The sequence below is a fragment of the Providencia alcalifaciens genome (assembly GCF_020271745.1).
GTDB lineage: Bacteria > Pseudomonadota > Gammaproteobacteria > Enterobacterales > Enterobacteriaceae > Providencia > Providencia alcalifaciens_B.
Map to the genome: position 1 here is coordinate 3,822,503 of NZ_CP084296.1, position 23,053 is coordinate 3,845,555.

Annotated in this window: 20 protein-coding genes; 10 read left to right on the forward strand and 10 right to left on the reverse strand. The window is 40.6% G+C overall.

All coding sequences use genetic code 11. The features are described 5' to 3' along the window. Positions 1-187: 187 nt before the first annotated feature. From LDO51_RS17785 to yieE, 4 genes are all read right to left on the reverse strand, one after another. Entirely contained in the window at positions 188-745 is a 558-nt protein-coding gene (locus LDO51_RS17785; protein WP_225575620.1) for a hypothetical protein, read from the reverse strand. A gap of 187 nt (positions 746-932) precedes the next feature. Beyond that, positions 933-2,915: a ligand-gated channel protein gene (locus LDO51_RS17790; protein WP_225575621.1), complete on the reverse strand. Its 1,983-nt coding sequence runs from the start codon at positions 2,913-2,915 to the stop codon at positions 933-935. Positions 2,916-3,267: 352 nt separating this feature from the next. Continuing rightward, a complete protein-coding gene (locus tag LDO51_RS17795; protein WP_154603563.1) occupies positions 3,268-4,755 on the reverse strand; it encodes an amino acid permease in 1,488 nt (495 codons plus the stop codon). 144 nt (positions 4,756-4,899) lie between these two features. Next, entirely contained in the window at positions 4,900-5,763 is an 864-nt protein-coding gene (gene yieE, locus LDO51_RS17800; RefSeq protein ID WP_036953026.1) for a DNA-binding transcriptional regulator YeiE, read from the reverse strand. Positions 5,764-5,953: 190 nt separating this feature from the next. On the opposite strand from yieE, the gene LDO51_RS17805 reads away from it, so the two are divergent. Together LDO51_RS17805 and nfo are read left to right on the forward strand one after the other, a co-directional pair. After that, the gene (locus LDO51_RS17805) at positions 5,954-7,033 is read left to right on the forward strand and encodes a YeiH family protein (protein WP_225575622.1); all 1,080 of its coding nucleotides are present in this window, start codon (positions 5,954-5,956) and stop codon (positions 7,031-7,033) included. Between the two features lie 294 nt (positions 7,034-7,327). Further along, positions 7,328-8,173, forward strand: coding sequence for a deoxyribonuclease IV (gene nfo, locus LDO51_RS17810; protein WP_225575623.1), 846 nt, complete (start codon positions 7,328-7,330; stop codon positions 8,171-8,173). Between the two features lie 82 nt (positions 8,174-8,255). Here the strand turns inward: nfo and fruK are convergent, their stop codons facing one another. Beyond that, the gene (fruK, locus tag LDO51_RS17815) at positions 8,256-9,191 is read right to left on the reverse strand and encodes a 1-phosphofructokinase (RefSeq protein ID WP_036953017.1); all 936 of its coding nucleotides are present in this window, start codon (positions 9,189-9,191) and stop codon (positions 8,256-8,258) included. 181 nt (positions 9,192-9,372) lie between these two features. Here fruK and LDO51_RS17820 point away from each other — a divergent pair, with 181 nt between their 5' ends. The 3 genes from LDO51_RS17820 to yeiP all read left to right on the forward strand — a co-directional run bounded on the left by LDO51_RS17820 (position 9,373) and on the right by yeiP (position 11,919). After that, positions 9,373-9,813: a nucleotide triphosphate diphosphatase NUDT15 gene (locus tag LDO51_RS17820; RefSeq protein ID WP_225575624.1), complete on the forward strand. Its 441-nt coding sequence runs from the start codon at positions 9,373-9,375 to the stop codon at positions 9,811-9,813. 147 nt (positions 9,814-9,960) lie between these two features. Further along, positions 9,961-11,205: a tryptophan permease gene (mtr, locus tag LDO51_RS17825; protein WP_225575625.1), complete on the forward strand. Its 1,245-nt coding sequence runs from the start codon at positions 9,961-9,963 to the stop codon at positions 11,203-11,205. Between the two features lie 141 nt (positions 11,206-11,346). Then, a complete protein-coding gene (gene yeiP, locus LDO51_RS17830; RefSeq protein ID WP_154603558.1) occupies positions 11,347-11,919 on the forward strand; it encodes an elongation factor P-like protein YeiP in 573 nt (190 codons plus the stop codon). Between the two features lie 153 nt (positions 11,920-12,072). Here the strand turns inward: yeiP and LDO51_RS17835 are convergent, their stop codons facing one another. Then, positions 12,073-12,417, reverse strand: coding sequence for a hypothetical protein (locus tag LDO51_RS17835; protein ID WP_225575626.1), 345 nt, complete (start codon positions 12,415-12,417; stop codon positions 12,073-12,075). A gap of 1,046 nt (positions 12,418-13,463) precedes the next feature. On the opposite strand from LDO51_RS17835, the gene mepS reads away from it, so the two are divergent. After that, positions 13,464-14,051, forward strand: a complete 588-nt coding sequence (mepS, locus tag LDO51_RS17840; protein WP_225575627.1) for a bifunctional murein DD-endopeptidase/murein LD-carboxypeptidase — start codon at positions 13,464-13,466, stop codon at positions 14,049-14,051. 132 nt (positions 14,052-14,183) lie between these two features. Here the strand turns inward: mepS and LDO51_RS17845 are convergent, their stop codons facing one another. From LDO51_RS17845 to rsuA, 3 genes are all read right to left on the reverse strand, one after another. Continuing rightward, positions 14,184-14,525, reverse strand: a complete 342-nt coding sequence (locus LDO51_RS17845) for a hypothetical protein (RefSeq protein WP_225575628.1) — start codon at positions 14,523-14,525, stop codon at positions 14,184-14,186. A 724-nt stretch (positions 14,526-15,249) separates the two neighbouring features. Next, positions 15,250-16,434: a Bcr/CflA family multidrug efflux MFS transporter gene (locus LDO51_RS17850; RefSeq protein WP_225575629.1), complete on the reverse strand. Its 1,185-nt coding sequence runs from the start codon at positions 16,432-16,434 to the stop codon at positions 15,250-15,252. A 24-nt stretch (positions 16,435-16,458) separates the two neighbouring features. Further along, entirely contained in the window at positions 16,459-17,163 is a 705-nt protein-coding gene (rsuA, locus tag LDO51_RS17855) for a 16S rRNA pseudouridine(516) synthase RsuA (RefSeq protein WP_225575630.1), read from the reverse strand. 222 nt (positions 17,164-17,385) lie between these two features. Here rsuA and LDO51_RS17860 point away from each other — a divergent pair, with 222 nt between their 5' ends. Next, entirely contained in the window at positions 17,386-19,158 is a 1,773-nt protein-coding gene (locus tag LDO51_RS17860; RefSeq protein ID WP_225577308.1) for a DEAD/DEAH box helicase, read from the forward strand. A gap of 209 nt (positions 19,159-19,367) precedes the next feature. Continuing rightward, entirely contained in the window at positions 19,368-19,649 is a 282-nt protein-coding gene (gene rplY / locus LDO51_RS17865) for a 50S ribosomal protein L25 (protein WP_006660420.1), read from the forward strand. Between the two features lie 140 nt (positions 19,650-19,789). Here rplY and yejK read toward each other — a convergent pair whose 3' ends face one another. Continuing rightward, complete coding sequence (yejK, locus tag LDO51_RS17870; protein ID WP_108477940.1) at positions 19,790-20,791, reverse strand: nucleoid-associated protein YejK; 1,002 nt, start codon at positions 20,789-20,791, stop codon at positions 19,790-19,792. Between the two features lie 238 nt (positions 20,792-21,029). On the opposite strand from yejK, the gene LDO51_RS17875 reads away from it, so the two are divergent. Both LDO51_RS17875 and yejM read left to right on the forward strand, forming a co-directional pair. Then, positions 21,030-21,257, forward strand: coding sequence for a YejL family protein (locus LDO51_RS17875; protein ID WP_039855328.1), 228 nt, complete (start codon positions 21,030-21,032; stop codon positions 21,255-21,257). Between the two features lie 21 nt (positions 21,258-21,278). Further along, positions 21,279-22,994 carry an LPS biosynthesis-modulating metalloenzyme YejM gene (gene yejM / locus LDO51_RS17880; protein ID WP_225575631.1) on the forward strand — a complete coding sequence of 572 codons (1,716 nt, stop codon included), beginning with the start codon at positions 21,279-21,281 and terminating at the stop codon, positions 22,992-22,994. Positions 22,995-23,053: the final 59 nt, after the last annotated feature.

The window sequence follows — 23,053 nt, forward strand, 5'->3', positions numbered from 1 at the left end:
TCAGTCATTTTTTAGTCCGCGCATTTTGCACGTCATACCTGTAAATAGCAAGCCAATTTGTTAACAAAACGCCCCCTTTTCGATGAGAAATTCTGATAATTTTGGACTTTCCGTTCTGATAGCTAATATGACACATTTTTAAGATGATAAATGACACTCAAGCCGATTGATTATCCTTAGTAAAGTGCTAAATCGGTCGGTTTAATTTTGCTGCGCTTTTTTCCAATAACAGATCTAAACTTGAGTGCAGTAATTTACTTTTTACGGCTTTGGTTTCTGACTGCAATGGACTACCGATTTTGTTATCCATCGTATAGACCGTCACGTTCCCCTTTTGATGGTTATAAATCAATAAACCATCCACGCCATAATCATATTGGTCTTTAAAATTACCCAGTACCGATTGCATACTGTTTCTCGCCTCAACATCACCATTGACGGCTTTACGGAGTGCTTCAATGGATAACCCCACCGGAACTGAGTAGACATACAACACTTCCACATCGGAATCACCATCATCACTGCCATTACACATAAAGCAGGCGTCTCTTTGTACTGAGGATAGCCTCTCCATTTTGCGCAATTCGATTAATAATTTTTGACCATCTTGATACGGTGATTGCGAGATATCGAGAAAAACTAATCGGTAAGGTCCCGGATCCCCTGCAAGAGCGTGAGAAATACCGCCTATAAATAGTAAAAAGCTCAGACAACTAGCTCTAAAATAACGGTTAAACTTGGGCATAGTCTATTCCTGCTCGGCTCCATATCGCGGTGAGGAAGATTGACGCAGTCAGTGATAAATAACCATATCTTTATTTCTGAAATATTTATTTTCTTTTTGAATACCTATTTTCTTTTTAAATAATAGTACAAAAAAGCCCTTTGGCGATTAACCAAAGGGCTTGGATGAATAATAATTAATAGTTTAATTAGAAGTTGTAGTTGATGCCGATATTATAACGACGGCCTTCTAATTCAGCCCCATAGGTTCCTTGATCTACACGGCGGTCTAGCACGTTATAAACACCACCAACAATGTTGGCATTTTTACTGAGTTTATAACTCGTACCTAGGTCAAACAGTGCATAAGAAGGTGTTCCTTTACTCATTTGCTGACCACGACCTTGATAATCTGAAGTTTCACTACGGAAATTCATACGGCCCCAAGTTTGTAGATCTTCCGTTGTATCCCAAGTCAAAGTGGTATTTACCATGTGCTTAGGCTGTTTACTCAACGGCTTACCTTTATTTACGCCACTTTTTTGTTCTGTGTGCGTATAGGTATAGTTCGCTGCAAATTCGAGGTTATCAAGAATTCCCCAGTTGAAAGTCACTTCAACACCTTGCATTCTTGCTTTGTCGACGTTGGCTTTATCGCTAATAAAACGGTATGGTTTACCTGGTTTATCACCTTCACCATCTTTTTCTACAGTACAATCTCTGATCGTGTCAATGCTATCATCACAACGTCGAACTTCTGTTATTTTGTCTTTGAAATCAGTATTATAAATAGTAACCCCTGCAGTTAGGTTATTCTGATTATTCCAAATAACACCTATCTCTTCAGTGATACTTTTTTCTGGTTTCAGATCTGGGTTACCGTAAATGACGGCATTTCCTTTACCGCCACCAGTTGCTTGTCCCCAGTTTGCCGACGACTCACGTAAACTTGGTGCTTTATAGCCTGTAGATACACCACCTTTAATCGTCCATTGCTCATCTGCATGCCAAACACCATATAAACGAGGAGTCCAATGAGCACCGTAGTTTTCATCATTATCCATTCGCAGACCACCTGTTAATGCAAAGTCATTTGTCATTAACCATTCATCTTCTGCAAATAATGCCCAGCTGTATCTGTCTAATTCATTATATTGTTTAAACTTATTTCCTTCATCTTTCAGTTTCTCTTTACGGTATTGCCCACCAATACTTACGCTGTGGTCACCTAATAAAAAGACACTTTGATTTCGGAACACAAGGTCTTCTGCGGTCATTTTACGACCCGGGTTTTTTGTTTCATCGTACTGAACATAAGTGTCCGTCGATGCAACGTCATAAATACCCGTATGAGTTAACGCCATGTGGGTCAATTCATATTTACTAAAACCGCTACCATCACCCCTTTTATTTGTATAACCTTCACGGTCATCACGATGCTGGTTATCACGTTTAAATTCCGCATCAAACGTGTTTTTATCATCTGGAGTTAATGACACAGTCGCTCCGCCACTAGTCATAATTTGACGATTAAATCCATCAATGATTTTGTCTTCACTACGATGTGAATACTGTCCTTGGGCTTTAACTCCCAATAAACCGTCAATTAATGGTCCAGATGTATAGAAGCTTCCTTGTCCTGTATTACCCGAATTTTTGCGTTCTGTAATGGTAGTATCTGCACGTAAACTGGTCGTCCATTCTTGTTGTACACGGCGAGTAATAATATTAATTACCCCACCCATTGCATCAGAACCATATAGCGATGACATAGGACCACGTACTACTTCAATACGCTCAATCGCCGGTAATGGTGGCAACCAGCCTTGTTCGATACCTGAGTTATCACTATTTGGGCGAGTACTACGTGTATCTACACGTTTCCCATCGATAAGGATCATGGTGTATTTTGCATCCATCCCTCGGATACTAATATCGGAGCTGCTACCACCACCGGTAACAAGAACACCTGGAACATCCTTCAGGGCATCCGTCACATCGCGATAAGCTTTAGTTTCTAGCTGTTCACGGGTCACAACGGAAATTGATGCTGGTGCATCTTCAATTTTTTGCTGATAGCCTGATGCAGTTGTTACAAAAATTTTATCGCTGCTGTCATTCGCAAAAGCAGGTACCGCAGTGATAGCTGCAATAATGCTAACTGCTATTTTTCTTTTAGTAAAAACAACCATTCCCAATTCTCCAAGAGATTTCTTTATCTTAACAATGAATTTTCTATGCTCAGCATGGGTCGTCTAACGCCCCAAAGGTTTATTATTCTTTTGACATGATACTTTCTGAGGTTTACCACTTTCGAAGCTAAATCAATTAAGTAATTAACTCTCATTTGCAGGCGGTAACAATAATGCAAATGGTAATACTTATCAATACCATTGATGAATGATTCATGACTTTCAGCGATAAATTATGTGACTTAATTCAAAATTTTGATTATTTGAAGGGGAAATGTCGATATGGACACTACTGATAGATAAAAAAACAGCACCATTAAGGTGCTGTTTTTATTGGTTTTTTAAGAGAAAATTACTTCTCTAAATTCTCTTTATATGACGGGAAGCTCATCTCTTTATAACGGATAATCGAGGTTTTCTTCACGATTTTATATCCGAACCAGATAGCTAAGAACAGAGGGATACCGATATAGGTTGCGGTGACCCCCACCCAGTCAATTTTATCTTCTAAGAAGGCTTGGTAGTTCTGACCCAGTGTAATCACTAAGCACAGAATAAAGGCGAAGATTGGCCCGATTGGGAAGAAACCTGAGCGGTATGGCAAGTCATTAAGATCTCTACCTTGCGCAATATAGCCTCTTCTGAAGCGGTAATGGCTGATAGCAATCCCTAGCCACGCGATAAACCCGGTCATACCTGACGTATTTAATAACCACAGATACACCGTTTGGTTACCAAACATTGAGCTTAAGAAGCACAGACCCGCCACAACCGTGGTTGCCAGCAATGCATAACGTGGTACGCCACCTTTTGACAAGCGAGCAAAGATTTTCGGTGCTTTACCTTCACGAGCCAAGGTGTACAGCATACGCGTTGACGCATACATACCGGAGTTACCCGCAGAGAGAACCGCTGTTAAGATAACGGCATTCATCACCGCTGCTGCTGATAATAAACCTGCATTTTCAAATACTAACGTAAATGGACTCACGCTAATATCTTTTACGTCATTGCGCAGTAAGCTTGGATCAGTGTAAGGAATAATTAAGCTGATAATTAAAATCGCAAAGATATAGAACAGCAAAATACGCCAGAATACTTTACGCACCGCACGCGGGATATTTTTCGCTGGATCTTTTGACTCACCCGCCGCAATACCGATTAATTCAGTACCTTGGAATGAGAACCCTACGATCATAGCAACACCAATCATTGCAGAGAATCCCCCTGCAAATGGTGCATCACCAATTTCCCAGTTATGCCAACCTGCATTTTCGGCACCGTTCATAATGCCGAAAATCATAAGCACACCGACAACGATAAAAATAATCACTGTGGTCACTTTGATTAGCGAGAACCAATATTCTGCTTCACCGAAGCCTTTAACAGAAATGTAGTTCAGTAAGAAAATGATCGCTAAGAAGATAGCACTCCAGATCCAACCTGGGGTATCTGGGAACCAGTAGGTCATCACTAATTGTGCAGCCACAAGGTCAACCGCAATAGTAACAGCCCAGTTGTACCAGTAGTTCCAACCTAATGCGAAGCCAAAGCCTTCATCGACATATTTTGCGCCATAAGTCGCAAAGGAGCCGGAGACGGGCATGTACGCCGCTAATTCGCCTAAGCTGGTCATTAAGAAGTACACCATTAAACCAATAATGGCGTATGAGAGGAGCGCCCCACCCGGCCCAGCTTGCGCTACGGTGGCACCCGATGCCACAAATAGACCGGTTCCGATGGAGCCGCCAATTGCGATCATCGCGAGGTGACGAGCTTTTAGTTCTCGACGTAATCTTGGTCCGCCGCTCATCGATGTCGTAGTATGTTGTTCTGCCATCTGTTCCCTGTATTTTATTTTCAGTCAATAACACGGGGATTCTAACAAACTCAAACGGCAGAACTAAGCAACACTTTGCTGTTATAAGATACCTTCATAATCCAGCAATAATTATTAGCAAAACACGTTATGGTAAAGAAAACGTCAATTACAATAATCCAGCAGATTCGTTATCGCGTTAGAAAGATGCTTCTGACGGTGATAAATCAGGTATAACGTACGCTCAAGTTGTAACTCTTCCACTTCAAGCTCCACCAGCGTACCATTCTCTAGCTGCTCAGCAATCACACGTCGAGATAAACAGCTGATACCCATCCCAAAGCGTACCGCATGTTTAATCGCTTCGGAATTACCTAATTCCATTAAAATATGAAAGCCCGGAAGGTGTGCAAATAGTAGTTGGTCTAGTACATCACGCGTACCAGAACCTCTTTCACGCAAGATCCATGGCGCATCTTTTAACTCTTTTAAGGTCACTTTTTTCTGCGCTAATGGGTTACTTGGTGCAGAAAATACCACTAACTCATCTTTTAACCACGGTTTTGAAATCAGCTCAGGGCTATGACAAACTCCTTCAATCAGCCCCACATCCGCCCGAAACTCCATCACACCTTTAATGACTTCCTCGGTATTCCCGATAAATAATTCCAGTGGAATTTCAGGATTATCATGACGGTACCCGGCTAAAATCTCAGGCAACATATAATTACCTATTGTGGTACTTGCCGCCAAACGAACTGCTCCCATCTCTTTTTTGAACAGTTGTTCGACTTCAAATGCTTGTTCTAATAACGCTAATGCCTTTGGGTAAAGTAGGCGCCCATGTTCGTTAGTGACAAGCCGTTTACCTACACGGTCAAAGAGTTGCACACCTAACTGCCCTTCCAAGTCAGTCAGTGAAGCACTCACTGCGGACTGCGATAACGCTAATAATTGCGATGCCTGCGTCGTGGAGCCACTTTTCAATACTTCCGTGAAAACTTCAAGCTGCCTCAGTGTAATACGCATACAGAAAGCTCCAAGATAATTATGTAGTTGTAATAATATTGTTAATATTAATCATTTATTAGCAATATACCAGAAGAAACTCTTAATCTATTTTTTAGATAGATAATAGAAAAACAATCAATTTATATTATTTAATTTTTTGTTATATGCTTATTCCAACTTAATCTAAGTCGTCATAAAGAGTGTAGTCATGGATAAAACTGGAACCAAAGCAATAATACAAAATCGTTCGTTCCCTATTCTAAAACTTGTTCCGGGGATCATTTTAGCGGGAGTTTTAACAGCCATTGCCATATACCTTGGTGAACAGTCATGGTTTATGGATATCGGGCTGGGCGCGCTCACTCTGGCTATTCTTCTTGGTATTTGCGTAGGAAATACCATTTACCCTGCGATTAGTACAAGTAGCAATGCGGGGATCAAATTCGCCAAGCACTATTTTTTACGTGCCGGTATTATTTTATATGGTTTTCGCCTAACTTTTCAGCAGATTACCGACGTGGGAGCCACAGGACTGATTATTGATGCGCTCACATTAACCTCCACTTTTTTCTTAGCTTACTGGCTTGGTAAAAAAGTGTTCAAACTTGATGATGAAACCACCATGTTAATTGGTGCTGGTAGCAGTATTTGTGGTGCCGCAGCCGTAATGGCAACCGAGCCAGTGGTTAAAGCGTCTGCAAGTAAGGTCGCTGTTGCCGTTTCAACCGTGGTTATCTTCGGTACCATCGGTATTTTCGTTTACCCATGGTTATATCAGTTAAATGCGCATTTCGGATGGTTCCCTGCAACTCAGGAAACGTTCGGGATTTATATCGGTTCAACCGTTCATGAAGTCGCCCAAGTCGTTGCCGCTGGTCACACTATCGGTCCAGATGCAGAAAATGCTTCAGTAATTGCGAAAATGTTGCGTGTCATGATGCTGGCTCCGTTTTTAATTATCTTGTCTGCATTTATTAGCCGTAAAAATGCGGCTAGCACACAAGAAGGCGCCCAAAAAAGTAAAATTACTATTCCTTGGTTTGCCGTGATTTTTATTTTGGTCGCCGCGTTTAACTCATTCAACTTATTACCTGAACAACTGGTTAAACAAATTATTACGTTAGATACCATTTTATTAGCGATGGCGATGGTAGCATTGGGGTTAACCACGCATGTCAGTGCAATTCGACAAGCAGGGATCAAACCTTTACTGATGGCTGCTATCTTATTTGCTTGGTTAATTTTCGGCGGTATCGTGATTAACGTTGTTATTCAGTCGGTGTTTTAACCCTCATTTTCTACTTGCTAAGTTTGTCTCCTTTTTTGAGCACCTCCGATTGCCGCTTTTTATAAGCGGCAGAGGTTGCTGGCAAAGAGGGATAAAAGCGTGGTTTTTCCCTCTTTGTGTTATCAGGCGAAAATCAATGAATTGATTTTCCTGGTTTATTTTACAACTCAAAAACACCATTTTCAGCCCCCTAGGGTTGAAAATGGTCTATTGCCGATTTTTATAAGCGGCATTTTTTTATTGGTTTCATTTCTTTAGTTATTAATGGCATACTCCTGAAAAAAGGAGTCAATCATGAAATATATTGGAGCACATGTCAGCGCCTCTGGCGGCGTTGACCAAGCAGTAATTCGCGCCCATGAAATTGGGGCCACCGCATTTGCCTTATTTACCAAGAACCAGCGTCAATGGAAAGCCGCCCCCCTTAGCGATGAATTAATTAAAAGCTTCAAACAAAACTGCGCTAAATACGGTTATGGAAAACACCAAATTTTACCCCACGACAGTTATCTCATTAATTTGGGACACCCTGAATTTGAAGCATTAGAGAAATCTCGCGTCGCTTTTATTGATGAAATGCAACGCTGTATGCAATTGGGGATCGATCTGTTGAACTTCCATCCCGGCAGCCACCTTAAGCAAATTGAAGTTGATGACTGCTTAGCGCGCATTGCAGAATCGATTAATATCGCCTTAGAAGAAACTGAAGGCGTTATCGCCGTCATTGAAAATACCGCAGGACAAGGAACAAACCTTGGTTTTGATTTTACTCATTTAGCTAAAATCATCGAACGTGTAAAAGATCAAAGCCGTGTCGGCGTTTGTATTGATACTTGCCATGCCTTTGCCGCAGGTTATGACTTACGCACAGCGGAAGATTGCGAGAAAACATTCCAACAATTTTCTGATATTGTAGGCTTTGAATTTTTAAAAGGTATGCATCTTAATGATGCGAAAAGTGAATTTTCCAGTCGTGTTGACCGCCATCATAGTTTAGGTGAAGGCAATATTGGCTATGCGCCATTTAGCTACATTATGAAAGACTCACGTTTTGATGGTATACCGCTGATTTTAGAAACCATCAATCCCGATATTTGGCCACAAGAAATTGCATGGTTAAAATCGCAACAAACTCGCTAGAACTGCCAATAAACTAAAAGCATCGCTAACAAAAAGGCGGCCTTCTATAAGCCGCCTTCTCAATGAAATAATCGTAAAATAATTACAGCGATTTCATCTCAATTTTTGCCATCATATCAGCCAGTTTATTACGATTTTTCAAGCCAACATCAGGCTGAGAAACTGATAACGCAGAAATTGCGGTCGCCATACGGAGTGTATGTTCGCTAGTCTCACCATTCAATAAACCGTAAGCTAACCCTGCAACCATTGAATCGCCAGCCCCTACCGTACTGACAACCTCACATTGAGGGGGCTTAGCTAGCCATGACCCTGAAGCATTTACCCAAAGAGCGCCTTCTTCACCAAGGGAAATGACCACGTGAGAAATGCCTTTATCGCGTAGCTCATGCGCCGCCGCAATAACATCTTTTAAATCCGGTAATTTGCGCCCTACCCATGTTTCTAGCTCTTGACGATTAGGTTTAACTAACCATGGGGATGCTTTCAGACCCGCTTTTAATGCTTCGCGACTGCTATCAAAGATAATACAAGGGCATAACTGACGCAGGCGAGTCATCCAACGTGTGAATTCTTCAGGTTCAATCCCGTTAGGTAAGCTTCCACTTACCACCACCATATCAAAATGACCAAGCCAATTAAGGGATTCCGTGGAAAAACGGTTCCAGTCCTCTTTGCTGACATCAAAACCAGAGAAATTAAAGTCTGTCGACTCACCGTTATTTTCTGTGAGCTTAACATTAATGCGTGTACGACCTGGCACCATGCTAAAACGGTTTGCCATGCCATTTTCACTAAAGAAGTGTTGGAATTCTTCTTGGTTATCCTTACCCATAAAGCCGCTAACAGTGATATCAATACCGAGGTCACGCAGGACTTTCCCAACATTGACCCCTTTACCTCCAGCATTGAGACTAGCGGTTTTAACTAAATTGACTTCACCGACTTCGATGGAAGGGCATAGCCCCACAAGGTCATAAGCAGGATTTAATGTAATTGTAGCAACCCGGCGAGTCATAACTACTTATCTCCCTTATCATTATTGTCTTCGTGCAGACAGTCTTATTACAAGATTTTCAGGGCATAGTTATAACATTAATAACTGTTGGTTTCAGTGATATTTGTATTTTTCCTGATTGTAATTTGAAAGTAACGTGGCAAAATTCTTTCCTTTATAAAAATAAGAAGAAGGAAAAATAATGTCGGATCCTCAATATGTTGTTGTTGGCGTCGGTGTGCTAATTACGAATGCCCAAGGGCAAATTCTACTGGGTAAACGTAGCAGTCAACATGCACCTTATTGGTCCATTTTCGGAGGGCATGTTGACCCTGGAGAATCTTTCGAAACCTGTGCAATCCGTGAAATAAAAGAAGAGATTGGCATTGATATCGATACGCCAACTGTATTTGGTATCAGCAATAATATCGAAACCTTCCAACAAGAAGGCAAACATACCGTTTCTATCTGTATGCATGTGGAATATAACGGAGACAAAGCTCCACAAATCATGGAAGCGGATAAATGCGAAAGCCTGTTGTGGATCTCCCCGACTGACCCATTACCTGAGCCTCATTTTGAAGCTAGCCGTAATACCATCGAATTATGGTTCAGTAAACGTTTCTATCAGCCACATATCTAAACCTAATATGCACAAATTTCACACCACTTGTGCATATAACAACCACTCTTAGCTATTTTTTATTTTATTATCTTTTAGATGTTTACATTATTTCACACCTAATGTATCGTTCAGCTAGTACAGTGAAACAATCATTCAGGAGTCATCATGGAAGTCGATGTTACAAAACCACCAAAGCGCCCCTCTATTTTAGGCGGTTCAATGATCATAGCCGGTACCGCAGTCGGTGCAGGTATGTTTTCTATTCCTATGGTGACTTCAGGTGTTTGGTTTTCCGGTTCAGTTGTCTTACTGATCTACACATTTATCTGTATGTTATTATCAGGATTAATGATTTTAGAAGCCAATATGAACTACCCGGCAGGCGCTAGTTTTCATACCATGGTGAAAGATTTATTAGGCTCTGGCTGGAATACCATTAATACCCTCTCCATTACGTTTGTGTTGTATATTTTAACCTATGCCTATATTTCGGCGGGTAGCTCAATCATTACAGAGAACATTTCACAATATGTTCAAGTTCCACAAGCACTTTCAGGCTTTATTTTTGCGGTCGTTATCGCGTTTTTTGTTTGGTTATCTACCCGTGCAGTTGATAGGTTAAGTACGATTTTAATTGGTGGGATGGTGATCACGTTCATTATGTCTATTGGTGGCATGGTCACAACTGCTTCACCTTTAGTTCTCTTCGACCAATATGAAAATAGCCAAAGTGAATATTTACCTTACGCATTAGCCGCTTTGCCTTATTTACTGACCTCTTTTGGTTATCACGGTAACGTACCGGGGTTAGTGAAGTACTACAATAAAGACAGCCGTAGCGTCATGTTGAGCTTAGTGTACGGTGCAGGAATTACCGTCACTATCTATATCTTATGGCAGTATGCTATCCAGGGTAATATTCCTCGCTCATCCTTTATTGCGATCAGAGAAAATGGTAACAATATTGGCGCGTTACTGAATCAAATGAATATTTCCGCACAGAGTAGCTTTATTTCGCAATTTTTAACACTGTTCTCTTATATGGCATTAGCAAGTTCGTTTTTAGGCGTATCCCTCGGCTTATTTGATTTTATCGCTGACTTCTTTAAATTTAACGATAGCCATCAAGGGCGTTTTAAATCCATTATTATTACATTCTTACCGCCAACGATTTTAGGTTTAGTGTTCCCTGATGGCTTTATTTATGCCATCGGTTTTGCAGGACTCGCAGCAACTATTTGGGCGGTGATTGTCCCTGCGATGATGGCAAGAGCAAGCCGTAAGCGTTTCCCTAATAATAGCTATCGAACACCTGGGGGAAGCTTTGTTATTGGGTTCGTAATCTTATTTGGTTTGATTAACGCAGCAGCACATATTTTGTCTCTGTTAGGTTTATTACCTGTCTATTAAGTTATTCAAAGACAATCATTGGTTAAAAAGAGATCCCTAGCGTGAAAACTAGGGATTTTTTTGATGTTAACATCTTGCCTAATCCCTTATCTGCGAGTAATTTTGTCGAACTCTTTTTGACAATAACAAAGAAGGTTATTTATGGCCAAGGCCAACGAAATCAAACGTGGTTTTGCAATAAACTACAATGGGAAATTACTGCTGGTTAAAGACATTGATATCCAATCCCCAAGCGCTCGTGGCGCAAGTACACTGTATAAAATGCGCTTTACCGATATCAAAACTGGCCAAAAAGTTGAAGAACGCTTCAAAGGTGATGATATTTTAGACACTATTTCACTCACTCGCCGTGCGGTAAGCTTCTCTTATATTGATGGTGATGAGTATGTGTTCATGGACAATGAAGACTATACCCCATATATCTTTAAAAAATCGGATATTGAAGAAGAGCTGTTATTTATTCCTGAAGAAGGTTTACCAGGAATGCAGGTTTTAACAATGGATGGGCAAGTTCTAGCACTTGAATTGCCACAAACTGTCGATATGGTGATTGCTGAAACAACACCGGGCATTAAAGGCGCTTCTGCAAGTGCTCGTACTAAACCTGCAACAATGCCGACTGGCTTAACAGTTCAAGTTCCTGAATATATAACTACCGGTGAAAAAATCCGTATTCATATTCCTGAACGCCGTTATATGGGCCGTTGTGATTAATTATTTTGCCCTATTTTCTCAGTAAGAAAATAAGCTTACATTACCTATGGGCATTCAGCCCATAGGCGTCATATAAATAAACATTACTCATTCATCCTAGAATAGAATTCCATTTAACATTCAAAAATTAATATAAAAATGACAATATAGTTATTAGTCATAAATAACTGTATAAACCCCTGTTTTATTCTCCTTGCTAATCCATTTGAATGTCTGAGTTCCTTTCTTATTTGGAAGCACAGTCCCTTTTTCTGTTAATTTATTAAATGTTACTGACGTCCTTTTAACAACGCCATCATCATTCCAACATTTCGTATCAATGCTCTGTTCGATACTCGTGATAACACAAGGTGATGCGACAATCGCGCCAACAAAGTGGATAGTACCTGATGCAACGGATTTTGCTTCGCTGTGCGTAGAGGCTTTAGCGTGCATACCGAATGTTAATGCCATTAAAGAAAATACTACTAATGTTATTTTTTTTACTGAGTGATCCACAAGAATTTCTCCGCTTAAAATTAAGTTATCGTCAATTACTAGAATTTATTTACATCTAATTGATGCGTTATTTAATAAATTTCGGATATAAGCTTAATTTGTGAAGAGAAATGGTTATTTCACTTATAGTCGCTATTTTTTATTTTAAAAAAACACGAAAGAAGAGACTAAATTTTCAGCATTTTAAATTTAACTTAAATATAATGAATTTCTTTGAAATCGGTTTCATTTATACAACAAATCACTTTCTATTTTATTAAAATTAGTCATCTTCTCCATCAATCACATTTGATATTTATAAATACTATCAACAACTTTCTATATAAATTCATTTTATTAGTGAAAATTTAATTTATTTAATTCCTTTCGTTTATTAAAAACGTGAAATTTTATAGCATCTAATAATGAACATAATTGTTTATCCCTATTCATTTGAAGACTAATGCATAAAAAACACACGATGATGAAGTAAGAATATCCGCAACATATACCTATCGAATACAGCTAATTCTTTTTACATTAAGGTGACAAACAATATAAATTTAAACTTCTTTACAAATCAGATTGAAATTTAAAAAATTCCCTCTTTTTTTATAAAGATATTAGATAATAAACGTGACTATGATCATGTTTTCTTTGAAAATGGTCTCTGTAAGAGCGCAAAAACTCTGGATTATTCGCATTATGAAGGCAGGTTGATGATGGATCTCTCGTTTTATATAATGTTTTGTAAATTATGCCCCTATTAACTCGCCATTTCAGCTTTGTTTATGTATATTCTTTATGTTTGGTTAAAGATCTCAATATTCATCAGCCAAATATATAAAATAAGTACGATTTTTAGCAGCTTCTGATTATCTTTATATAATCAACAAGTGTTAGAGCACAGGGCAGCTGCTAATTTAGAGCATAATTTGTTCGATACATAAACACTTTCTGCGAAAAATGCACTCAGTCGATAAAATGCGTTTTTCACAGGGATCCGTTTAAGTGTGTTGTGTAGTTTCCACACAGCAATAAATAAAATGGCAAGGGATATTCTATTAATGTTAACTTCTGAAAAATTTAAGCGCTATGTCTGGCGCATTGTTCCGGCAGTCGCAATTGCCGTAACGCTTTCAGCATGTACGGCACCGAAAACGTCAAAGAATGGTCAAACTACCGCAAGATCTTCAGATGTCCGCATGTTAAATGCAACATCGAGTGACTCACTCGCAATGGCATCTCAAGATGAATTCGAAGATTTAGTCAGAAGTGTTGATACCAAATCCAAAATCATGGATCAATATGCAAGCTGGAAAGGCGTAAGCTACCGTTTAGGCGGAACCACTAAAAGTGGTGTTGACTGTTCTAGCTTTGTACAACGTACTTTCCTCGAACAATTTGGCGTGCAATTACCACGTACCACCTCTGAACAAGAATCTTCAGGTAAAAGTGTAAAACGTAATAATTTAAGAGCGGGTGACTTAGTTCTGTTTAAAACTGGTCGCACGATGAAGCATGTAGGGATTTATATTGGGGACAACAAATTTGTTCACGCCTCTACAAGCAATGGCGTTATCGTTTCTGAAATGACTAGCGATTATTGGAGCAAGCGTTATTACGCAAGCCGTCGTGTGGTTAATGGTTCCTAAAATCCAGAAATATTAATGCAATAACATATAGATATCTTGCCAATAAAAAAGCTTCCAGTCTCTAAACTGGAAGCTTTTTTATTGGGCCGAATAGTATAAATACGACCTGAAAATTAAATAGTTTCAATGCCATTAGGCACAATAGAAACCAGAAGCCATTTCTGCGATAGCAACACCCGATGCTTTTAAACGACACATCGCTGTTAGCTCATCACTCGCTCGGATAAATAAACACATCTCTTTTTGCCATTCTAAAATAGCATTATCGATCTGCATGTCCGATAACGATTCAGACAAATGCTTCATTGCAATACAATCTGTTGCACAGTCGTGGCTCAGCAATTTTAGCCCCACTAGCTTATCGCCATTGATATCATTCATAGGCACAACCTCAACATCCGTACCTATTTTTCCCGATAACCAGCGGTAGCTTTGCGGCAGCCTGTGCACCACCGAAAGACCTAATTTTTCCACAAAAATTTCCTATTAAAACATGTCATCATTTTGCCAAGTAAATTGACTAGCCAAATCACTATTTAATTTACATTTCACTCAATGAATATCGATTCTTTTAGATACTGAAACTCCCCCAAGAGACAACGTCCCTCTTCCTTGTACCTCTCTCTATATTAGAGAGTGAATAGAGCTACATATGTCTTAAAGAAATCCTCGTTCAAACCGAACTTTTAATCCAATCAAAAAAGTAACATGAATGTTAAAAGTAAGCACTTAAATATAACATTAAAAAAGTAGCATGTCGTTAAATTTTTGTGACACACATCATTGCATACGCATTTTTTTGACAAAAAAGTTAATTATTAAACAAATTTTGAGAATAACACTCAAAATAGGCCATAATAAAGCCATTTATTTTTTACAATGTTATTCAAATAGATTAACAATTATCTATTTTTTAAGCTCAACCAGACTTATTTCGGATCACCAAAAAACTAATTCTGCATTGATTCAAAAACAGAAATTTAACAAACATTCCAGTTAAGATAATTGATATGGATCATTTTTTGATGAATAGTTTAATTACAATGCGCAATTAATCGATTTTACCGATGCTTTTGGCAGGTTAATCTATAGGTATTATGAATAGTATGTTCGTGATATAAATCAGAATGATATAAGTAATTGAGAGAAACTAATAAATTTATCAGTTTCATCCTTGAAACTGATTAAATTAGAGATGTTATTTTGCTCGTTTAGCTAAAAGCACAAATAACATGGAGAGTGCAACACAACCTACCATCGAGCCTACCATCGGCCATGCATTTTTAGCTGGGATCATCGATAACAATGTCCCCACCAATGCGCCAATAGAAAAACGAATTGTGCCGGCAAGTGAAGAAACTGTTCCCGCAATATGGGGATAATTATCAAGGATCACCGCCATCGAATTCGAGGTGATCATGGCAATCCCACTCACATAAATCGCGACGCCAATCACCAATGTCCAGAAATCCATACCCAATGCTGTCGTCGTTAATAACCATATACCCATGACGAACTGGACAACAATCCCGAAGTATAACATTCGCTCCGCGCCAAATTGCCTTACAAATTTGCCGTTAATCGTCGTCATAATAAATAAGAAGACAATATTGATGCCAAAGTAATAGCCAAAATGTTGAGGCGATACCCCGTTAAGGTCGATATAGACAAATGACCCTGCATTCAAGAAAGAAAACATACCGGAAAACGAGAATGAGCTGGCCAAAATATAGAACAATACTTGGCGGGCTCTGAATAACGTCGCAAATTGGCGTAGAGTGGTTCCGATATGGAATTTTTGTCGTCTTTCAACCGGTAGCGTTTCTCGGATAAATAAACTGACCAGCACCACAGCAATGACAGCCGCAATCGCAATGCTCCAGAAAATGGCATGCCATGAGAACCAGCGCATCATTTCGCCGCCCATGATAGGCGCCATCAACGGCGCAATGGTCATCACCAACACGACGAAAGACATGCTTCTGGAGAATTCATCTTTAGTAAACATGTCGCGCATTAATGCGTTGATCACGACGCTGGCTGCGGCGGCCGCAAATCCATGAAGGAAACGCAACCAGATAAATGTATCGATAGATTCAGCAACTGCACAAGCCGCAGAGGCTAATGCAAAAACAATCACCCCACCTAAAATTACGGGCTTGCGTCCTAAACTATCCGCCATCGGACCATAAAAAAGCTGACCAATTGCAAAACCAAAAATGTAGCTGTTTAGGGTCATCTGAATGCGCCCTTCATCTACATTAAAGTAACCTGTCATTGCAGGGAAACTCGGTAAATACATATCAATCGCTAATGGCATTAGCATTGATAGCAAACCTAAAATTAAAATCAGCCCCAAATAGGATGAACGCTGCTGTTGCACTTATTAACTCCTGCTATGACATCATTAACGGGGAACCGTAATACTCTCAATCTCTGCTTCAGTCAGTGGGCGATATTCACCCGGCTCTAACTGCTCATCTAAACGAATTTCCCCGACTCGCTCACGATGCAAACCACACACATGATTTCCGACTGCCGCAAACATCCGCTTAACTTGATGATAGCGCCCTTCGCTGATTGTCAGTCGGACGTCACGTGGAGAAATAATCTCCAATTGCGCAGGTTTCGTGAGTGATTTTTCACCATTTAACATGACGCCCTGTTCAAATTGAGTGGCGACATCGTCAGAAATATCTTCACTCAGTTGAACTCGGTAGGTTTTCTCGCAATGATGTTTTGGCGAAGTAATGCGATGAGACCATTGCCCATCATCCGTTAATAACACTAACCCAGTCGTATCAATATCTAAACGACCTGCTGCATGCAGTTTTTGAGCGATGGGCTCATCAATAAAATAGAGAATTGTCGGGTGCGTTGGGTCATCGGTAGAGCAAACATAGCCTTCTGGCTTATTGAGCATAAAATAGCGAGGTCCCGTGACTTGCACTAACACATTGCCATCATAGGCTACTTCATTATCAACACCCACCTGCATCGAGCCTGATTTTACTACTTCATCGTCAACCATGACATTACCGGCACGCAGCTCACGCGCCACCAAACTCCGGCTTATCCCAAGTTGCTGGGACAAAAATTTATCCAGTCGCATAGATTCTCTTAACTTGATGGAATGTCAGCGAGAGGTACAATAGCACCGCGCTGTCATAAGATAGAAAGATGGATTGCTGTGATTACTATCACATAATTTATTATACCAATAACCAGTTACAAGTGATAGCGCAGCAAAGGGAACGTTTAAATTTAGACCTAGCCACGGATTTAACTTAAATTTAACATTAATAATCTGACTTTTTTGAAAAAACTAACTCATATGCCTGCAGCTTCATCCAGTTTTACTTTACGCCCTTACCAACAAGAAGCCGTTGACGCGACGATCCAGCACTTCCGACGTCATACTACACCTGCGGTAATCGTGCTCCCGACAGGGGCAGGAAAAAGCTTAGTAATCGCTGAATTAGCGAGGCTGGCTCGTGGCCGCGTATTAGTTTTAGCGCATGTCAAAGAGTTAGTAGAGCAAAACTACGGCAAGTACCTGACTTATGGCCTAGAGGCAGATATCTTTGCGGCAGGCCTCAATCGCAAAGAATCCCACAGTAAAGTGGTCTTTGGAAGTGTGCAATCGGTAGCACGTAATCTTGAGCACTTTGGTGACAAATTTTCCTTAGTGATCATCGATGAATGTCATCGAATCAGCTTAAACGAAAAAAGCCAATATCAACAAATTATCCTAAGCTTACAAAAGCATAACTCTGCACTGCGTATTTTAGGCTTGACCGCGACTCCCTATCGCCTAGGGCATGGATGGATTTACCAATATCACTACCACGGAATGGTTAAAGGTGATGAACACTGTTTTTTCCGTGATTGTATCTATGAATTACCGCTACATTACATGATCAAAAACCAATTTTTGGTTCCCCCTGAACGCCTTGATATGCCAGTGCTGCAATATGATTTTAGTCAGGTATCGGTTAACCAATCGGGAATTTTTAGCGAGCAAGAACTCAATTTATCCCTCAAAAAACAGCAGCGCATTACACCGAAAATTGTGGCGCAGATTGTTGAGTATGCAACGCCATTACAAGGATGCATGATTTTTGCCGCTACCGTTGAGCATGCTAAAGAGGTCCTAGGTTATTTACCTCAAGATACCGCGGCTTTAGTCACCGCAGAAACACCATCCCTTGAGCGCCAAAACATCATTCAGCAATTTAAAAACAAGCAATTACATTATCTTGTCAACGTTTCAGTACTGACCACAGGTTTTGATGCGCCACACGTAGACGTAATTGCCATTTTACGCCCAACAGAGTCCGTCAGCTTATATCAGCAAATCGTTGGACGTGGCTTACGCTTGAGCGAAGGGAAAAAACAGTGCCTAATTCTGGACTATGCTGGAAATCCTCACGACCTCTTTCGTCCCGAAGTGGGTAGCAGCAAACCCAACTCCACCAGCGTTCCAGTCCAAGTTTTCTGTCCACTGTGTCAGTTTGCCAATGTTTTTTGGGGGAAATGCACCGCCGATGGCCAAATTATCGAGCACTACGGGCGCCGATGCCAAGGGTGGGAAGAAGATGAACATGGACGAAAACAGCAATGCGAGTTTCGTTTTCGATTTAAACAGTGTCCCCATTGCGGCGCTGAAAATGACATTGCCGCACGACGTTGCCATAAATGCCAAGAGGTGCTTACAGACCCCGATGATATGCTCAAAGCCGCATTACGACTCAAAGACGCGCTAATCTTACGCTGCGGGGGAATGGAACTCACGTCAGGCTTGGATGCAAAAGGCGAATGGCTGAAAATCACTTACTATGATGAAGATGGTACGTCGGTGTCTGAGCGCTTTCGACTCACCACTCCCGCTCAAAAACGCGCATTTGAATTCCGCTTCTTACGAGAACATCATCGTGCCCCAGGCGTTCCTTTCCATTGGAATAATGCGAACGACATTATTTCACAGCAAGCTTTATTACGTTACCCGCAATTTATTGTAGCTCGAAAAAAAGAAAGCTACTGGGAGATTAGAGAAAAAATCTTTGATTATCAGGGGCGTTTCCGTCTTGCCGCATCATTAAGATAATAAGAAAAAAACCGATTACTGACGAATAAATCATGCCAAGTCAGAAAGATAATGATCTTAATGATTGCCCGCTAGCCGTTTTTTCGTTAAAATGCCGCCCGCCTTTGTATGTCTCGCTTCGCGAAATGATGTTACAGGGCCAAATCTCGAACCTGCTGCTGGGTCGCCTGTAGCAGGATTTTTATTTTTTCTTTTATAGAGAAATTGTAATGTTAACTATCAATGCAATTGAACGTAAAGAGCAGGGTAAGGGTGCGAGCCGCCGCCTGCGCAGAGCTAACCAACTGCCAGCTATCGTTTACGGTGGCAACCAAGAAGCTATCTCTGTTACTCTGAACCACGATGAAATCATTAACCAAGAAAGCAAAGCAGAATTTTACGAAGTTCTGACTCTGGTTATCGATGGTAAAGAAACTAAAGTAAAAGTTCAGGCTGTCCAACGTCACCCATTTAAGCCAAAAGTGACGCACATCGACTTCCTGCGCGCTTAATTAAGCCCATAGCCGAGCTTTAAAGTTTTTTCGGGACGCCGAGTAAATAACGCCGCAATTGCGGCGTTATTTATTTCTAACGTAAGATTTCTAACGTAAGATTTCTAACATAAAAATTTCTACAGAAAATCTATCGTTCACTACTTATTACCGCGGCGTTGCAACTGGTCACGTAAATTTGGCGGTGTTCCACGAATAGTGAGTGTGTCTGTTACAGGATCCCAAAAAATACGTTCTCCCATTAACATTGCGTCAAAGCTAATCGTAATCCCCCCACCACTGCCTGAAAATTTGGTTAACTGCTTCAAAGTACCGCGGTCAGCAGGAAAACTCTCTTCCAGTTGATAATCATTCTGGCGAGTAAAATCTTCAAAGCTTTGCTCTTCCACCATCGGCAACTCTTTTGAGAGTTCCTTCAATTCAATTTCTTCGCCTGATTGCAATTGCTCACTGCAATAGCTATGAACTTGCTGTCGATAGGCTTGGCGAGTGTTTTTATCCATTTGCGCATTATCACAAAAATCATCCAATGCTTGGACTAACCCTTTATTCTGTACCTTCGCATTCAAACCTTCAGACGCTGCTAAAAAGTCCATAAAGAAATCAGACACTTTACGCCCTACTCGCCCTTTAAGGAAAGTCAGATAACGCTTAGATTCTGGATTAGTTTCCCATTCAGTCAAATCAATACGCGCCACAATATCCGCATGAGGGATATCTAAGTAGTGGGTCGTACCCAAATCGAGGGATTCCGTTACAAACATGCTATCGCAACTATTCAGAACAGCGATAAGGAGATATTCCACTGCCAAGTAACGATATTGGCAAAAGAGAACGATGCCGCCTTCAGCAAACGGGTATTTTGCCAGCTCATCTTTTAAACGCACGGTCATTGCGCGGCTAAAGCCTAAAAACTCTTCTTCACCCTTACGAAGTAACGTTAACGCTTCAGCCAATTCACTCTCTTCGTTGAACTCACCAAATGCCTTACTTTTTGCACTGTATACACGATGTAATTCTGCCATCATGTCTTGCACAACATTGTCTGTCGTCAATAACGAATCACGCAACATGACTTCTAAGGTCTGTTCATCTCGTTTAATCAACTGGTGTAACGCTATCTGGGTAATTTCCAGACTCATTGTTGGCTCCTTTCGCTAGCAGAAATAATGTCGCGTATTCAAACACTGTTAGTATTTGTCTGCAACTGAAACTGTTAACAGTCATTTTTTTATTACTTTTATGGCGAACTATTATCCACTTCGGTGATCTAAATAAACATTATTATCAATTAAACGAAAATTTGTTTAAAGAAAGAAGAAAAGTCACCCACAATGGGCTATCATATGGAGCTTTCATTAATTTAGGATGTCATAATTTATGCCACAATCATCTCGCTATAGTGATGAAAAAGTTGAAGGTTTACTGTCTGACCTTGTTAGTGTGTTAGAAAAAAACCATACTCCCGTTGATCTATCATTAATGGTACTCGGTAACATGGTTACCAATCTGCTTAATACGTCTGTTGCCCCTGCTCAGCGTAAAATGATTGCAGAGTCCTTTGCCAATGCATTAATTTCTTCTGTAAAAGAAGATAAATCACACTAATTTGGTTGATAAATAAACAGCATGGTCACCCATCAGCGCTACCGTGATAAAGTCTCCAACATGATTGGTTGGGGGCACTGGTTTGCACTTTTTAATATACTACTTTGCCTTTTGCTAAGTAGCAGCTATCTGTTTATTTTTGACTGGCCAGATACCTTCGCTGGTCGCGCTTATGCCTTCGTCAGTTGGTTGGGTCATTTCAGTTTCGTGGTGTTCGCCACTTATTTGCTAATCATCTTTCCGCTGACCTTTATCGTCATGTCCCAACGATTGTTGAGGGTCATCTGTGTAGCCCTAGCCACTGCAGGGCTAACTTTATTACTCTTTGATATTCGCGTCTTTAGCCAATTTGGTCTCCATCTTACCCCACAGGTATGGGATTTAGTCATTAACCCCGCCAAGGGTGAAATGGCGCGCGAATGGCAACTGATGTTCATCAGTATCCCCATTATTTTTCTTATCGAGATGCTATTTGCGACCTGGAGCTGGCAAAAATTACGCAGCTTAAGCCGCCAAACATTTGGACGCCCACTGGCCGGTCTATTCATCGCAACTTTTGTGATGTCGCATTTAATGTATGCGTGGGCGGATGCCAATTTTTATCGCCCGATCACGATGCAACGCTATAACTACCCGCTGTCTCAACCAATGACTGCACGTAAACTGCTTGATAAATATGGCCTACTCGACCTAACAGCACATCAAAATCGCGTATTCCAGCAAGGTAGCCCAACTGCACTGAAACTTCAGTACCCATTGAAACCACTTAGCTACCAAGACCAAGGTACGGGCTATAATTTACTTTTATTGGTTGTCGATGATTTAGGTAATGTTTCTCAGCAAAACCAAATGAACTCTCTGAAAGAGTTCAAAAATATCAGCTCCCAATTTACCAATCACTATACTTCTGGGTTGCGCAATGACACCGCCCTATTTGGGCTGTTCTACGGTATTTCATCAAGTTATATTGATAACATTCTCAATGGTCGCCACCCTTCTGTATTGATTGAAGCTTTACAGCACCAAGGCTATCAGTTTGGTTTATTCTCCACTGATGGGTTTAACTCACCATTATTCCGACAAGCGATTTTGTCTGATTACTCCTTGCCGACAAAAGCGTCAGACAGTGACAAACAAACTATTGCACAGTGGAATTTATGGCTGAATAACGTGAAGCATGGCTCTCCTTGGTTCTCATTCTTAAACATCAAAGGAGCGCCAGGAAGTAATCAAACGGATAACCAAATCAGCCAAGTAATTGATTCGTTGAAGAGCCAAAACAAGCTAAACAATACCATTGTGGTGATCACGGCAAACTACAACAGTAATGGTTCGCAAGATACTGACTGGGTGAATAAGAAACACTTTAACCGTGACAGTATGCAAGTCCCGTTATTTATCTACTGGCCGAATACTCCAGCACAACAAATTGACAAACTGACTAGTCATCAAGATGTTATGACCACCATCATGCAGCGTGTGTTGCATGTCAATAACCAGCCTGATGATTACAGTCAAGGAGAAGACCTATTCAGTGCGCAGCGCACTTACCCTTGGGTGATCACCGGAGATAAAAGCGATGTCGTCATTACCACCAACAGCGCTACCATGTATATGGATCATAATGGCCAATTTAATATCTATGACCCGCAAGGTCACGAGCAAACTGACGACAAACCAGACCTTGCTGAGCTACTGAAAATCTTTACTGAACTTAAACGCTTCAATGAAAATTAGCGCTTAAGTTTCAATCAATCATCTGGATTTGCTCTTGATTTCGCCAACGTTTTAAGTAG